This window comes from Scytonema hofmannii PCC 7110 (genome assembly GCF_000346485.2).
GTDB classification, from domain to species: Bacteria; Cyanobacteriota; Cyanobacteriia; order Cyanobacteriales; family Nostocaceae; genus Scytonema; species Scytonema hofmannii.
On sequence record NZ_KQ976354.1, the window covers coordinates 3,093,603 to 3,110,319 of the forward strand.

At 44.6% G+C, this 16,717-nt stretch carries 11 protein-coding genes; 7 read left to right on the forward strand and 4 right to left on the reverse strand.

Features of this window, described 5'->3' with window-relative positions:
• Positions 1-31: 31 nt before the first annotated feature.
• Positions 32-991 carry a hypothetical protein gene (locus WA1_RS13220; RefSeq protein WP_017745226.1) on the reverse strand — a complete coding sequence of 320 codons (960 nt, stop codon included), beginning with the start codon at positions 989-991 and terminating at the stop codon, positions 32-34.
• Positions 992-1,183: 192 nt separating this feature from the next.
• Between WA1_RS13220 and WA1_RS13225 the strand changes: the two genes are divergently transcribed.
• Genes WA1_RS13225 through WA1_RS13235 form a run of 3 tightly spaced genes read left to right on the forward strand, consistent with a single transcriptional unit; the run spans position 1,184 to position 5,217 of the window.
• Positions 1,184-2,662, forward strand: coding sequence for a sensor histidine kinase (locus WA1_RS13225; RefSeq protein ID WP_017745227.1), 1,479 nt, complete (start codon positions 1,184-1,186; stop codon positions 2,660-2,662).
• 6 nt (positions 2,663-2,668) lie between these two features.
• Positions 2,669-3,841 (forward strand): sigma-54-dependent transcriptional regulator, encoded by a 1,173-nt coding sequence (locus WA1_RS13230; protein WP_017745228.1) that lies wholly within the window; start codon positions 2,669-2,671, stop codon positions 3,839-3,841.
• The gene (locus tag WA1_RS13235) at positions 3,838-5,217 is read left to right on the forward strand and encodes an RNA polymerase factor sigma-54 (RefSeq protein ID WP_017745229.1); all 1,380 of its coding nucleotides are present in this window, start codon (positions 3,838-3,840) and stop codon (positions 5,215-5,217) included. Before WA1_RS13230 ends, WA1_RS13235 begins: the two co-directional genes overlap by 4 nt.
• Before the next feature lie 471 nt (positions 5,218-5,688).
• Here WA1_RS13235 and WA1_RS13240 read toward each other — a convergent pair whose 3' ends face one another.
• The 3 genes from WA1_RS13240 to WA1_RS13250 form a co-directional block, all read right to left on the reverse strand.
• The gene (locus tag WA1_RS13240; protein ID WP_017745231.1) at positions 5,689-6,954 is read right to left on the reverse strand and encodes an MFS transporter; all 1,266 of its coding nucleotides are present in this window, start codon (positions 6,952-6,954) and stop codon (positions 5,689-5,691) included.
• 146 nt (positions 6,955-7,100) lie between these two features.
• A complete protein-coding gene (locus tag WA1_RS13245) occupies positions 7,101-8,300 on the reverse strand; it encodes an ABC transporter permease (protein WP_017745232.1) in 1,200 nt (399 codons plus the stop codon).
• A complete protein-coding gene (locus WA1_RS13250) occupies positions 8,297-9,766 on the reverse strand; it encodes an efflux RND transporter periplasmic adaptor subunit (protein WP_081402884.1) in 1,470 nt (489 codons plus the stop codon). Before WA1_RS13250 ends, WA1_RS13245 begins: the two co-directional genes overlap by 4 nt.
• A 577-nt stretch (positions 9,767-10,343) precedes the next feature.
• On the opposite strand from WA1_RS13250, the gene WA1_RS13255 reads away from it, so the two are divergent.
• The 4 genes from WA1_RS13255 to WA1_RS13270 all read left to right on the forward strand — a co-directional run bounded on the left by WA1_RS13255 (position 10,344) and on the right by WA1_RS13270 (position 16,652).
• Positions 10,344-11,876 carry a SulP family inorganic anion transporter gene (locus WA1_RS13255; RefSeq protein ID WP_026134863.1) on the forward strand — a complete coding sequence of 511 codons (1,533 nt, stop codon included), beginning with the start codon at positions 10,344-10,346 and terminating at the stop codon, positions 11,874-11,876.
• A gap of 152 nt (positions 11,877-12,028) precedes the next feature.
• Positions 12,029-13,861 (forward strand): NAD(P)H-quinone oxidoreductase subunit F, encoded by a 1,833-nt coding sequence (locus WA1_RS13260; protein ID WP_017745235.1) that lies wholly within the window; start codon positions 12,029-12,031, stop codon positions 13,859-13,861.
• Positions 13,862-13,989: 128 nt separating this feature from the next.
• A complete protein-coding gene (locus WA1_RS13265; RefSeq protein ID WP_017745236.1) occupies positions 13,990-15,468 on the forward strand; it encodes an NADH-quinone oxidoreductase subunit M in 1,479 nt (492 codons plus the stop codon).
• Positions 15,469-15,521: 53 nt separating this feature from the next.
• A complete protein-coding gene (locus WA1_RS13270) occupies positions 15,522-16,652 on the forward strand; it encodes a CO2 hydration protein (protein ID WP_017745237.1) in 1,131 nt (376 codons plus the stop codon).
• The last annotated feature ends 65 nt before the right edge of the window (positions 16,653-16,717 follow it).

Consider the following 16,717-nt stretch of genomic DNA (forward strand, 5'->3'; position numbering starts at 1 on the left):
TTGAACGGTAGTTCACAATAGCTAAGGCTTGTTAGGGTTTGGTGGAGCGATAACGTTTTACGCCCGTTCCCGGAGCGATCGCCACATTCTGTCCGTTCACGGTTAACGTGGTTGCTTCTATCACTTGTCCATAGGTGTTGCGGGTGCCAAAGCCTTGAACCTGAACTTTGTCACTACCTTCAATTATACTGACAAGCCGATCGCCGACATGGGGCGGAAACTTCACCACCACACCAGAGGAGAGAATAACACCTTTGAGTTCTCCCCGATGCCCAACGAGCCAATGTCGAGCAATTCCATCTACAGAAAGACTGCTGTAGCTTACTCTGTTGGCTGGAGGTGAAGGGGGAACGGTAGGAGGTTGGTTAGCGATCGTCTGCTGAGTGCGGAGATTAACGATTTGGGTTGCTCGAATTTCCTGTCCAAATTGGGTGGGTGTACCAGCAACGCCGATGATGCTGACCTCATCATTTGGAGCGATCGCCTTGGTGAGTCGATCGCTCAGGTGGGGAGGAAACTTAACCTGAATCTTATTGTCAAGCAGTAGTCCATCAACTCTACCTTCAGGATTAAGCAGGTATTGCTGAACTCTGCCATTGTAAGTTGTAGTGTAGTCATTTGGTACAGGCGCACCCGGAGGAGTCGGATGTGCGGGATGAGCGTTCGCTACGGAAAATGCAAGTCCTCCAATTGTTGAGTGCTGGTTCAGGGTAAAAGAACCCCAAACACTAGCTAGAGCGATCGCGGCTCCCGCTACCCCACTGCTAATAATTAAGCGCAGATTGCGGCGACGGCTTTGGTCTTGTGTCTGTTTGAGATACATAAGTTGTAATGCCTCCTGAAGGCTATCGGGAGAAATGCCTGCCTCTGTAGCTGCTTGAATGAGTTCTGAGGGAATGTAGTCCTGGGATTTTTGCTCTTGGAGTTGTGCAGCCAGGGCTAATAGTTCTGTGGTGGAGGAATGAGAAATGCGATTATTAGAGCGATTCATATGTTGTTTTATAGAAGTAGGGACAGAAGTGGTGAGAGTGCATCACTAAAAGTCCACATGGTCACATAACAACTGTGCAAAAATCGTGCCAAAGATACAGATCGAAGCGAGAGTAGATTGGATTAAGATGAAAACTGGCATAGTATTTGCACTATCAAGTTTTATCGAACAATTTCCACAAATCAACCTGTTATGCTCCTGCAACGCTGGACTTTGCGACAGCAACTCACAATTTTGACAGTTTTGTTTCTCAGCCTCAGTGGATTAGCATTGTGGCTGGTTGTACAACTTTTTGAGAGCTTAGAAGGAACAGTTATTGCCCGCAATCAGCGTGAGCTTGCTAGCGCTAATACGCGTCTAATCCAACTGTTTTGGGAATCTCGCCTGCATCATACAGAAATCTCTGATAAGAGTTTAGAGAAATCATTACAGCAATTATCAACAGACGCTTTGGAAAATTTTCCCCGTGTGGAAGGAGGATTTTATCTTTTACAGCAGGATAGCTTACTGGGATACGCCTTCCCCACCCATGGTGGACTAGTGCCAAAAACAGATATCCCGCCTGCTGAACGGGACTCAATTTTGCAACTGGCACGACAGGCAACTAGTCAAGGCTTACCGCAAGAACTCGTGCTGCGGTCAAAGCTGGATATTTTGGTACTGCAAGCAGATCCACTACCACTGTGGGGATCTGTGTGGACAATGAAACGAATGCCACGACCTGAAGATGGACAGCAAAAAATTCTCAGTGGGCTGATAGTGCCGGGGATTTTGATTGTGGGTATGTGGACGTTTGCCATTGCAATGCAGCTGCAGTGGGGTATACAGCAACTGCAACACAGTCTCAAAGCAATGGAGGCAAATCCAGCAGAGCAAATACCGCCTCTACCTGCTGAGATGGGCTTGTTGGGAACTGCAATCAATACAATGCAGTTGCGCCGTCAGGATTTGGAGCACCGACTGCGTCGTGTCGATCGCTTAGCTTCCTTAGGACAACTGGTGGCGGGCGTTGCTCATGAAGTTCGTAATCCCCTTGCCAGTATACGGTTGAACCTGCAATATACAGAACGCCAACTACAGAAACAGGGGTTGACTCATCTTCCGATTGCGAGTTTACTCGAACAGGTAGATCGTCTGGAGCATTTGGTGCAGCGACTTTTGTATTTTGACCACAACCAGCAGGAAATTCCCACGGTGACTTCACTTGAGGCGATCGCACTTGAATCCATCGCCTTGCTGCGCTTGAAAGCAGAAGAATGCGGTGTTGATTTAGTTTATCATCCTTCTACCCAACTCTTACCGGAAATACCACTTCGTCGTCGCGAACTGGGACAGGTTCTGGTCAATTTGATTTTGAATGCAATTCAAGCAAGCCCTGAAAATGCACAGGTGACAGTCGGAACTGAAGAGGTATCAGAGAATAAGGAAGAAGGTAAGGCTCATCTAGTAGCATGGGTAGAGGATCGGGGACAGGGATTGTCTGCTGCCCAAAAAGAGCAAATTTTCGCTCCGTTTTATTCCACTAAACCTGATGGTACAGGACTAGGACTAGCTATCAGTCACGAGATTATGACACGCAATCAAGGATATATCGATGTGCGTTCTGAACCGGGGTGTACTCGCTTCAGCATTTACCTACCTGTTTGTAAAAATGCGAGGATGAGGAAATAAGGCGCAATGGCGAAGATTCTAGTTATTGACGACGAAAAAGCATTACGGCAGGCGATCGCCCAAATCTTGCACAGTGAGGGGTATGAAGTAGTCCAAGCAGCAGACGGAGAACAGGGATTAAAGTTATTGCAAGACTCCTCCTGTCGTCCCGATCTGGTGTTTTTGGATTTAAAAATGCCCAAAACTCAGGGAATGACGGTGTTGAAGCACTTGGAGCAAAAGCTGTTTGAGTTGCCTGTAATTGTAATGACGGCATATGGAACAAGTCGCACGGCTATCGAAGCGATGCAGTTGGGGGCTTACGATTATCTCACCAAACCGTTTGACTTAGACGAATTGGTAAATTTGACCGCGAAGGCATTAGCGCATCATCAAGAGCCAGTATACCAGGTGAGTGAGTCCACATTGCAGGTGGGACAGGAGGAATTATTGGGGCGATCGCCTGCGATGCAATCGGTATTTAAACTCATTGGTCGCGTTGCTCCCACAGACACAACGGTTCTAATTACTGGAGAATCGGGCACTGGCAAAGAACTAGTTGCTTCCACGCTTCATGCTACCAGTCCCCGCAGCAAAGCGCCATTGGTGAAAGTCAACTGCGCCGCATTGCCTGAACATTTGCTGGAAGCAGAACTTTTTGGTCACGAAAAAGGGGCGTTTACCGGAGCGAACCACCTGCGACTCGGACGGTTTGAGCAGGCAAATAGCGGCACAATTTTTCTGGACGAAGTGGGAGAACTCAGTCCCGCCATTCAGGGTAAGCTACTGCGGGTGTTACAGGATCGTTCCTTTGAACGCTTGGGTAGCAATCAGACACGTACAGTTGATGTGCGAATTATTGCGGCAACAAATCGCAATCTGGAGCAGATGGTACGGCAAAACCAGTTTCGGGAAGACCTTTTTTATCGCTTCAATGTCATGCGGCTTGAGTTACCACCTTTGCGCGATCGCCCAGAAGACTTGGAACAACTCACTCAAAACTTTCTTAGCATCATTGCTCTACGACGGGGATTAAAGCGGTTAGCGCTTGCTGAATCTGCAATGGAGAAGCTGAGAAATTATGCTTTTCCTGGCAATGTGCGCGAGTTGCAGAATACCCTAGAACGGGCAGGTATCTTCTCTGGTGGACGCATTATTTTGCCAGAACATATCATATTTAGCCAACAGGAAGAGGGATGAATAAACCAACATTAAGTTCTACTGCTTCCCCAGAAACCCATTTAGAGACGCAAGCGGTTCTCTATCCAATGCTGCGGCAGTTAGTGCAGCTGTTGCCTTGGAATCATCACCAGGTTCGAGAGCATCTGCAAGAACAAGCCAAACACAATCCATTTTTGCTGCATCAGCGCTCTACAAATCGGGAGGTATTGCTAGAGGACGTTTTCCCAAATTGGTACAGTCCGGTTGCAACTGAACCCAGTTTGCAAGAGCATTTGCGTGGACAGATTAGCGCTTTGAATTTGCCACTTAAACAGCGAGAAACGTTATTATACCTTACCCAGTGGCTCTCACCCTCTGGATATCTAGAAGAATCTCCTCAAGTCTGGGCAACCGGAAGCAGTTGGAGTGTGAGCGAGTTGGAAGCAGTTGTATCTCACCTGCAAAGTCTCGATCCACAGGGCGTAGGAGCGCGATCGCTGCAAGAATGTCTGCTGTTGCAACTTCAAGAACGACCCCATAGTCTGGCAGCACGACTGGTGAAAGATTATTTAGAAGATGTGGCGGATTGCGTTGGTAACTCAACTGAAGCAAGACAACAACGAGAATTGTTACTCTTGACGTTGCAACAACGGTTTGCAGTCCCTGATTCTGTCTTAGAATCGCCTATCAATTTGCCAGCGCTAGAAGCAGCAATTTTGGACATTCAGACGCTTGAACCTCGACCAGGAAGACACTTTAGCTATCGTCCTGCAAGCATCGTCACCCCTGATTTGAAAGCTGAACTCCATACAAACGGGTGGCACGTTTCTTTAACGTATGAGGTGAGTCAAGAATTTTACCTGGATGAAGAAGCGATCGCCTTACTTACCCGATCTCACAAGACAACGCGGGAAATCCAACAGTTAGAAAGATTACTAGAACAGGCACGGAGTTTACTGAAAGCAGTCAACCAGTGGCAGGAAAATTTACTCAAAGTCGGACAGTTTTTGGTAAATCGCCAGCAAGCGTTTCTTACAAGTAAAGACAGTTTAGATTTAGTTCCTACGCCGCAGCAACTCGTAGCTCAGTCAGTCGGACTTTCGGATGCTACCACGAGCCGCATTGTGCGAGAGCGCTACTTGTTGATTGGCGGACAACAAAGTCGAATTGTGCCGTTGCGATCGCTGTGTACTCCTGTTAGTGTCGGTGGACGTACACCCAAACAGATCCAACAATTGATTATTCAACTGATTCAACAAGAACCTCCGACGAAACCCTACAGCGATGATCGACTTGCCCAATTGTTACAGATGCGATTTAGAGTTGCGATCGCCCGACGAACTGTCGTCAAGTATCGTAAAATGGCAGGAATTGATTCATCCTACCTACGTAAGCTGAGTAAATCCAGAAATTAGGTAAGTATCGGGAGATTTCAAGAATTCCACAGACGCTCACTCTCTATTTTTATTTTAAATTTATAAGTTAAAGTCTTATATAGACTAATGAATGAGTATGCAATACTGCTCGGTTAAAATTTGTTATGTTCTTTGACAGTATTAATTTATCAAAAGGAAATATTCGATAGTAATGGGTTTACCCACTATCGGAAAAATGCACTTAAATGGAATCCCAACTACAGAGTGTTTGCCGCTCTCTGAATATTGACTCCAATGTACAAATGTTTGGGGAAGATAGGGCTTCCAAACAAACAAAAGGTAATGTGACGGTTGTCAAGTATGGGACTTCCAAATAAAAAAAGATCCAACTTTCTCTTGTGGTGCGGGCGCCCCCCCCGCCACTCATATAGAACGGGCGAGGACGCCCGTACCACAAGATTGGATAATTTATTTCTTGGAAATCCCTATCGTAAAATGGCTCTAATCGATTCATCCGGCATACGTAAGCTTAGATCTGGCTGAACGGGATATCGATTTTGTTTCGGGCATAAAGAACCAGAAAAATACCAGAGCGATCGCTGCGATCGCAGCCATGGTCAAAAAGCTAGCGTTGTATCCAGCGGATTTAGCAACAAAGCCAGCTAGGGAGTTGCTGAGGGACGCACCAATCCCAACAGCAGTCCCGATTGCTCCCTGCGCTAGATTGAAACGTCCCGTTCCTTTGGTCAAATCGGCGATTATCAAAAGCTGCATCACGTTAAAAATCCCTGCGCCTACACCATCTAATAATTGCACAGACACTAAGAAGAAAGGGTTGTCGTTGAGGGTATACAGCACACCACGAATTGGCAACACCAAAAACGCTAGCAAAAAGATGGGTTTGCGCTTGCTTCGACTGGCCCGCCGCCCGATTATAATTCCCAGGGGAATCATGACGAGTTGAGCCGTGACAATGCACGCAGACATGAACAACGGAGGACTGCCACCTTTGTGCTGAGCCAATACCTGACCTACTAAGGGTAGCATTGCTGCGTTGGCAAAGTGAAAAAGGACGGCACAGATGGCAAAAATTAGCAAGCGGCGATCGGTCAACAGGTATGTAACATTAGAAACACGCGTCTTTTCGCATAGCTTGTTTACAGGCGAATCGCTATCATCACCTCCTCGTGCTAGCCGATAGTCGATGTCCTGTTTGCGAATCTGTAGCGTACAAACAATTACGACTCCCGACATCAGTACAACGAAGTAGAAAATACTAACCTGACCAATAAACTGACCAATTAATCCTGCTAATAATGCTGCTGCTACATTTCCAGTCGAATTGAGGCTATGGTTGCGCCCAATGCGGCGCTCTATCCCCTGTCGCCCCACCAATCCCAGAGAAATAGAGGCAATTGTCGGACCAAAGAAGGCTCCAGCAATGGCGGTCAGAGATTGAGCCGTTGCAATTATGGGAAACAATGGAAAGGTGACGATAGCAATTGAACTAATGGCGATTAGCACAGCAGCCATAACGATGAGCGATCGCTTCTGACGTACTTGGTCAATTAATGCTCCGACGGGTGTTTGGGCAATCACCCCAGCCAATCCCGAAATCATCATAACCAACCCCACCTGAGCTGGATTCCAGTGTAGACTGGAGGTAAGGTATACCACCAGAAACGGTCCTACACCGCCATGAATATCTGCCAGAAACACGTTCAACCAGTCGAGTGCCCTAAGACTCTGCTCGCGTGATGCTGAGCGTACAACCATACCTCTCCTGTTACAGAAGTTTACAAAATTGGGTTACACAGTTCTTTGTGCAAAAACTGTGCCAACTTCTAGCTTGGAAAAGGGAGTAGGGAGTGGGGAGTGGGGAGTAGGGCAACCGAACAGAAAACAACGGGAGTTGAAAATAGTCAATCACTCCGTAATGCAGCAATGATATCAACCTTAGTGGCTTTTAGTGCGGGCAAGACACTAGAGCCAACCCCTACTGCGATCGCAGCGCCCATTGACAGGGCTGCATTACGGAGAGAAAACTGATAGGGGGTTTGGATAATGACTGTAGTTGCTGTCTGGGTTAAGCCATGGACGCTGATAATCGCCATAGTGCCACCGACAAAGCTGAGGAGGAGTGCTTCGATGATAAATTGCATCATGACCTCAAATTGAGTAGCCCCAAGTGCTCGTCGAATGCCAATCTCTTCAATACGTTCCAAAACAGAAGCGATCGTAATATTAGCAATACCGACACCACTAATTAAGAGAGCAATGACTCCCACAACAGCAAGTGCTTGTGTAGCAGATTGTTGAAGTTCTCGTTCCTTGAGCAAATCTGCTGTGTTATCAAACGTTTCTACAACCGTTTTAGGATGGCGCTTCGATAGCACTTGTTTGACCTTTTCTTTCAACTGTGGCATATCCTCCAGTTGATAAGGGCTAATATGGAAAGAACTAAACTGAAAATCTCCTGCCAAAGCACTTGCAAAGGTGGAAGGCAACCAGAGGGTACCAGATGTATCCCCAAATTCTTGACCGATTGATTTTGTTTCCACAACTCCAATCACGGTAAGACGGGTATTTGCTAGAAAGATTGCCTGGTTCAGAGGAGATTTCTCTCGAAATAGAGTTGCTGCCAATTTTTGATCGATAACTGCCACAGGGCGATACTGCTCAAAGTCAACTGTCTTAAAAAACCGTCCTTGGAGGATTGTACGTCCAGTTGTACTAATGTAATTTTGAGACACACCGTAGGTACGCAAATTTTTGACTTCATTGTCTTCATACTGTACGGAACTGAGACCATAAATTGAACTCACGGAACTGATTGAGCGCACGCTCGCAATACTGCGTTTGAGAGCAACTTCATCATCCTTGTTCAGATCGTCGCCAACAGCAAACCCTTCTTCTCTAATTATGTAAGGTATTAGGTAGGGTTTATCTCGATCTGCTAATTTGGCTTCAATCTGAGCATTAGTAATATCCGCAATATTCAATGTGGCGCTAATTGCTGCCACTCCCATAAATACTCCTAGTGTTGTCAATCCAGACCGCACTGGATTACTATGCAGTGATTTCCAAGTTAGGAAAAGGAGATCGGGAATAGAAATGCTCATCTTGATGTCTCCTGTATGGGAGAGTTTGGAGTCATTGTTTGGGTGGGCGCAACTTGGACAACTCGATCGCCTTCGCGTAAACCAGACTTGACCTCTACCGCAGTCAACGCTTGTAAACCAAGAGTCACTTCGCGTTTTTGTGCTCTACTTTCTCGATCCTTAACCCAGACAAAAGGTCGCTCTCCCGTCTGTAAGACCTCCAAAGGAATTATCAGTACGTTTATTCGTCGATCTTGAATTACCTCAACACTGACTTGACTACCCGGAATTAACGTCTTACTCGGCTGATCGAGTGAAACGATCGCATCTACCTTTGTCTGATTCCCAGAAGATGAACCCATAAAGGACGACCCAGAGTCACCACTAGATGTTGGATTGGTTGCTTGAGGAGAGAGATTAATCACCCTAGCGTTAAAAACTTTAGGGTTCGGACCGATTGTGCTGACACGAGCAACTTGATTGATGCGTACTTTAGCAGCGTTAAGTGTGGTCAGTTTTAGTCGCACAATTTCTTTCGCCGGGTTCCCCAAGGTCAGCAGTTTACTTTCTGTCTTGACTCCATTCCCTGAATTGACCTCTAGCTTAAGCACAATACCGTCTATTGGTGCTTTTAGGAAGCGATCGCTCAACTGTTGCTCAAGTTCCCGTAACTTCTCTTGACCTCGTCGCGTATCCAATGCTGCCTTGCGTTGTTCCGATTCCGCATCCTTCACTGCTGCAAGTGCTTCATTCACCTTTTGTTTATCGGTTTCTAGCTTATCTTCTGCATTCCTCAACGCTACACGAGCATCAGTTACCCTCTCTTCATTGCTTTCTAATTCTCGATCAGGAATGATGCCCAACTGCATCAGTTCTTGGGATCTTTTAAGCCGCTTCTGGGCGTTTTTCAATTTCTCAAACTCAGGGATCAGACCTCGCTCGAATGCTTGTTGGGACTCCCGGAACCGCATTTGAATATCTTTAAACGTCTTTTGTTTCTCCGCGACTACCTGTTGACGCCGAATTAAAGTCTCTTCGTTCTTTCTGTTTTCGAGCAGTTGTTCTGGAAATTTCTGTTCTACTTCGCGATCGCGCAGTACTAGTAAAGACTGTCCTGAGAACACTCTCTGTCCTTCTTTGACCAGAACTTGCTCCACAGTTACATCCTGTGGAGCTTTCAAAGTCTGCTGCCCACCTAGCTCAACAGTCCCTGCCTCAGTGACTGTGACTTCAACATTACCACGTTGAACTGGAATTAGACTGACCGCCACAGGAGATACTGGACGATGAAAGAAATAATTGTAAACAGCCCATCCACCCATTCCAAACAACACCACTCCCGTTGATGTCATGAGCCACTTAACTCCTGCTCGATATTTGCGCCGACTCTCAATTTCTATGAGACTCGCAGAATCCGACTGAGTCAGGATTGGTTTTATAGTATCGTTGCCTTGTTCCTCCACCCTTGACTCAAACCTCTGCCCCATAATTTGCTTCCCCCAATCTCATGACTTGCCATCTCCCCTTTTATAGCTCTGTCCAATTTCAGCATGGACATCATGATGTCAGGGAAAAGGATAGCTATAAAAATTGTAGACTTTTACTCGCTCGTTGGGTTCCTCTAGTCTCCCGAAGTTTAGTTTCACCAATTTTGCTTTGGGCGATCAAAATAATTTCTTTCTAGAAAATTTTTAATCAATGCTGAAAAAGTCTTTTTACATGAATTATGAGAATTTTTTCATAATTGATTTACGTTTTTTTCATGAAATCTTGCGGATAATTTTAAAAAATGAAGAAATGTAAATAGGAACTATAGCTGAAACTCAATGGAAAAAGATATCCGTTCTTGGGAGTAGGAGGTAGTTGCAACTGTGAAAAAGTGCTGTCTAAAGCGTTGATTTAGTATTCAACATGGGGAGTGGGGGAAAAAGAGTTTCTTTAATTCATAACAGGTTGCAACCGCTATCCGTGGGATTTCAACAGAAAAATGAAATTTCTTGACAAATTAATAACCCTTATTCAGGACTGCGAACTGTTCGTTAATTGCTATTGGAGGAAAAGCAAATGAGAAGTATACTCAATATGAAGAATCAAAATTTATTAACCAACGAAGTCCCAGCATCATTTGTTGTATTTTTGGTCGCCCTTCCTCTTTGTATGGGAATTGCCATTGCATCGGGAGTTCCGCCAGCCCGTGGTATAGTCACGGGAATAATAGGAGGGCTAGTTGTGAATGCTGTATCTGGTTCTCCGTTACTTGTCAGTGGACCAGCCGCAGGGCTTGCTGTCATTGTTGCAGAAGTCGTTCAGCAATATGGCATTGATATGCTCGGTCCCATACTTATCTTGGCTGGGGTCATCCAATTACTTGCAGGAGTCTTTAAACTCGGTCAGTTGTTTCGCGCCATGTCTCCTGCTGTCATATATGGAATGCTTTCAGGTATTGGCGTACTGATTTTGGCATCTCAGTTTCACGTCATGCTTGACGATAAACCCCGTTCCCACGGTTTGGAGAATTTGTTTACCATTCCCAAAACCATTTACAAAGCACTATTTCCAATGGATGGTAGCGCCCATCACATTGCTGCTTTATTAGGTATCGTCACCATTGCCATTCTGATTCTCTGGGAAAAATTCAAGCCACAGCGCCTCAAACTTATACCAGGCGCACTAGTCTCGATCGTTATTACAACAACAATTGCCACCACATATAAATTACCTGTTGACTATGTGGATGTTCCGTCCAACCTTCTAGAAGCTATTCAACTTCCATCTTTAAGCACCTTACCACGCCTCATTCATGCCCCCATCTTACTAGAAGCAATTGCGATCGCATTCATTGCCAGTGCAGAAAGCTTACTCTCAGCCGCCGCAGTTGATAAACTTCATAGCGGACCGAGAACCGATTTTGACCGGGAATTAGCAGCACAAGGATTTGGCAATATCCTGTGTGGAATACTTGGTGCTTTACCAATGACAGGCGTAATAGTTCGCAGTTCTGTTAACGTGGAAGCCGGTGCAAAAACAAGACTCTCTGCCATGCTACACGGACTTTGGTTGCTGATTTTAGTTATTGCAGCACCTGGACTCTTAAGAATAATTCCCACATCCGGTCTAGCAGCCATACTAGTTTATACTGGCTATAAATTGATAGAAGTAGAACACATTCAAAGCCTGAGGAAATACGGGCGTTTTCCTCTTGTCATCTTCTTTGCCACTTTAATTGCAATTGTCGCCACCGAACTTTTAACAGGAGTTCTGATTGGAATTGTCTTGACAGCAATTTCACTGATTTACAGAATTTCTAAGCTGAACATCCAAGTTCTTAGAGATGAAAAAAATCGACGAGTAGATATGTATCTAGAAGGCGCAGCAACATTTGTAAGACTGCCAAAACTGGCAAACATCTTAGACCACATCCCTCCAAAGACACAATTGCACGTTCATCTAGATAATTTAGCTTACATAGATCATTCCTGCCTTGACCTTTTCTCAACCTGGGCAAAACAACAAGAACAAACGGGTAGTTCCCTCATAGTTCAGTGGGATAGACTTTTAGAACGCAACCGAAAAGTTTATACCGCCGGACATTCTTAAGCAACAACCCAAAGAGTTATGACTTAACACTAACCAAAGCAGAGAATGTCAACAATGAACTGACGAAAAAACAGTAAAGTGTGCAGTGTGAAGTAAGGAGTAAAAGGTTCTTATAATTTCATCCTCGATCTTTCATTCTTCGCGAGGCATTCATGACAGAACTTCTCATTCAAACGACCTGGCTAATACCGTTCTACGGCTTGCTAGGAGCAATCCTCACCCTGCCGTGGTCAACGGGCATTATCCGGCGCACAGGTCCTCGCTTTGCTGCCTACTTCAATCTTGTCACGACTTTCAGCGCTTACATTCACGGTTTAGTCGTCTTCAGCGCCCTGTGGAACCAACCACCCCAAGAGTTCTTCATCCACTGGTTTAAAGTCGCGGATTTAGACCTATCATTTGCCCTAGAAATCTCATCAGTAAGCGTCGGGGCGATAGAACTCGTGACAGGTTTAAGTCTGTTAGCACAGTTATTTGCCCTAGGATACATGTCCAAGGACTATGGACTAGCTCGCTTCTTTGCTCTCATGGGATTTTTTGAAGGAGCAATGAGTGGTTTAGCACTTTCCAATTCCTTACTGCTATCTTACGGGTGGTTAGAATTGCTCACCCTATCAACATACTTACTAGTAGGGTTTTGGTACGCACAACCTTTAGTCATAACAGCCGCTCGTGATGCGTTTTTGACCAAACGAGTCGGAGACATTCTGCTACTGATGGGAGTTGTAGGGCTTTCAACTTTAACAGATAGCACAAACTTTCCTGATTTATATCAATGGGCGCAAACAACACATTTACCATCACAAACACTCGCACTATTATGCTTGGCACTTATAGCAGGTCCAACAGGAAAATGCGCTCAATTCCCCCTCCATTTGTGGCTTGATGAAGCAATGGAAGCGCCCGCTCCAGCATCAGTTTTGCGGAACTCCCTCGTTGTTTCTTGCGGTGCTTATGTGTTGGTAAAACTTCAACCAATTCTATCCATTTCACCTATTGCCCTCACAACTTTAGTTGTTATTGGTACAATCACTGCTGTTGGTTCCTCACTTGTTGCCATTTCTCAAATCGATATCAAACGCGCTCTTTCTCACTCCACAAGCGCATACATGGGGTTGGTGTTTATTGCAGTGGGAATGCAATCCACAAACTTTGCCCTCATGGTGATTTTAGCTCATGCGATCGCCAAAGCTTTGTTATTTATGAGTATTAGTTGTGTCATCACAACAACCAACACCCAAGACCTTACAGAAATGGGAGGGTTAGGAAAAACCATGCCCATTACAGCCAGTGCTTTTGCCATAGGTACAGCTGGAATCATTGGATTATTACCACTGAGCAGTTTTGAGACTTTTTCACAAGAAATTGAGCCATTGCAGTTCAATGCTCTTTGGTTAGCGAGTATCCTACTTCTCGTGAATGCTCTCACCGCATTTAACCTCACTCGCGTGTTTCGTTTAGTTTTCTTAGGTTCATCTCAAGCCAAAACTCGTCGTGCGCCTGAAGTAGGATGGCAAATGGCATTACCAATGGTTATTTTAGCAGTAACTACTTTATGTGTACCCTTCATGCTGCGAAGTCTCGATCTGATACCATCATGGAAAGCCATGAATATCTCAGAAACCTTGCTGCAACTGCTATCTCTCGTTTTAGGTTGTGGAATTGGAGCACTCATTAAACTGCGACGAGTTTGGTTAAGACCGGCACAAAAAACAGCAAAATTCTTCCATGAGATGCTAGCTTACGATTTCTATATCAGTCAGATTTACCGTATCAGTGTTGTTTTTGCTGTAAAGCAGTTGTCCAAATTCACAGCTTGGTTCGATCGCTTCATTCTAGATGGCTCGGTAAACTTATTAGGATTAGGCACCGTTTTTAGCGGTCAAAGCCTGAAATACAGCGTCTCTGGAAAATCTCAAATTTACGTTCTCACAATTTTATTAGGTCTCAGCTTTTTAACTATTTTCTCAATTGTTAGTGGTTAGTTGTTGGTTGTTAGTAGCTCTGAACCACTGTAAAAGCGCAATGCCTTGCGCCCCTACGAACTTCTACTCCCTACTCCCTACTCCCTACTCCCTACTCCCTACTCCCTACTCCCTACTCCCTACTCTCTATGCTCAGTCCCTTAATTTGGATACCAGCACTGAGTGCTGCTGTCATCGCATTTTTTCCAAAAGTGACATCTCAAATTGCACGATGGATTGCCTTTGCGATCGCACTTCTGCTCTTAATTTGGTCAATCTTTTTAGGTAGCCAATTTCAATTAGTTAATTCCGATTGGCAATTTCAAGAGTACATTCCTTGGCTGGAAACATTAGGCATCAATTACCATTTAGGAATCGATGGTTTATCTCTACCCTTGCTTATTCTCAATGGATTCCTGACAAGCATTGCTATTTACACGACTCATCCCCTCACCCATCGACCCCGATTTTTCTATACACTCATCTTGCTTTTAAATGCGGGGATATCCGGTGCTTTTTTAGCTCAAGATTTGCTGTTGTTCTTCCTATTTTACGAAATAGAATTGATTCCTTTGTATTTACTGATTGCTATCTGGGGAGGAGATCGTCGTGAATATGCAGCTACAAAATTTTTGATTTATACTGCAATTTCTGGCATTCTCATACTTGCAGCTTTTCTGGGATTAGTTAGTATGAGTGGTGCTACCAGTTTTGATTACAATCCCTCAGTTTCAAGTGCTCTACCTTTAGCAACTCAAATCCCTCTTCTCTTGACAATTTTGCTGGGATTTGCTATTAAAACACCTCTTATTCCTTTCCACACATGGTTACCAGACGCCCATGTTGAAGCATCCACACCTGTATCCATACTGTTAGCAGGAATTCTTTTAAAGTTAGGCGCTTACGGTTTTTTACGGTTTGGCTTGGGTTTATTTCCCGAAGCATGGTCAGCTCTTGCACCCTGGTTTGCAACTTGGGCAGTTGTCAGTGTTCTTTATGGAGTTATTGTAGCGATCGCGCAAACAGATATGAAGAAGATGATAGCCTATAGTTCTATCGGACACATGGGTTATGTCTTGCTTGGTGCGGCGGCTGCAACCCCCATAAGTTTAATGGGTGCGATCGTTCAAATGGTTAGTCACGGATTAATATCTAGCTTGCTCTTTCTCTTAGTAGGTATTGTTTACGACAAGACCTGCAGCCGCAATCTTAATATCCTCAAAGGATTACTCAACCCAGAACAAGGTTTACCTGTCATTGGAACCCTCATGATAGTAGCAGTTATGGCAAGTGCAGGTATCCCCGGAATGGCAGGTTTTGTTGCTGAGTTTTTGTGTTTTCGAGGTAGTTTTTCCGTCTTTCCCGTACAAACACTGCTTTGTATGGTTGGTACGGGATTAACTGCTGTGTACTTCTTAATGCTAGTCAACCGCGCTTTCTTTGGTCGTCTTCCTGAAGCCATGGCTGAACTACCCCCTGTAAAATGGTCAGAACGCATTCCTGCAGCTATATTAGCAGCAATTATCATCCTACTCGGAATCCAACCAGGTTGGCTCATTAGTAAAAGCGAAGCAACCACATCTGCAATGAAAATTACCAGTTCTGAATTATTGACCAGTGACCAGTGACCAGTGACCAGTGACCAGCGATCGCTGTTTATTACTTTGCTAGGATAAAAACGATGATTGTTACTCTTACAAAACTCAACCCGTCTTCCCATCCCCTCAAAGAATACATTCACCGTTTGGAAACCGGAGAAAGTCTCTTATATGATTCCGTAGAAAATTTGCCAGAAGTTGTTGGAATTTTACACAGTTATGCATTTGTATTAGATGCCTATTCCAAAAATCTTCTCTACATTGCTAACAATGTATTCCTAGAACCCTTTCCTCTCTTGAAATACCTGAATGGTGAAGCTACACCTAAAAATTTACTCCGCTATGTATGGGACGATCGCTTGAATTTTGAATATGCAGAATATTGCACTAAAACAATGTTTTGGCATGGTGGTGGCAGTTTAGATACCTACTTAAATTCCCCAGAATTTGAGCAAGCAGCCCAACAAGCAATACTTGCGAAATTTGAAGGTAATTTATTATTCAAAGGCTTTCATCATTTATTCAGCGCTTTCTTTCCAGAACAAATTAGGCAATTAGCATATTACAGTGCTATGGGTCAATTCTGGAGAGTGATGAGCGATCTCTTTAGTGAGTTATCCCAGCTTTACAACCGTCAGGAAATTACTTCCATTTCTCAAGTGACGGAGTATATCCAGTCCGGTTTAACTGTAGCAGCTAAATCACCCATTACCTATAGTGTTCGTATTCGCGAAAAACTTTACAAAATTATTCCAGAAACAGCAGGGTTAAAATTTTTGCAAGATGTAGCTGTACCTTATGTGGAATCGATTTTCTTTCGAGGAACACCTTTTTTTGGCACAACTTCCTACAATGCACAAGCATGGCAAATACCTCAAGATTTGTCTGAGTTTGCTTATGGTGTACTTTATGCTGATCCTCTCATAACAGGTGGTGCAGGAATTCCTCCTACTTTGCTCATGCAAGATTTACGCCATTTCTTACCTCATTACCTGCATGAAATATATATGCGATCGCCTCGAAAAGAAGACAATCTCCGCGTCCAAATTTGCCGCAGCTTTCAGAAATCCATGTTTTGTGTCGCAACGGCTGCTATTAGAGGGCGATCGCCTTATCCATTAAACACCAAAGAAGCTTATCAACAACAAACTAATCGCATATATCTGGAAAGTTGGATGAATCGCTTTCTTGGTTCTCGTTTGCCCAATATCTAGAGGTGCATCACATTAATTTTGAGGGGATTAAGAATCCCGGTTTCTTAAACAAACCGGGATTCTGA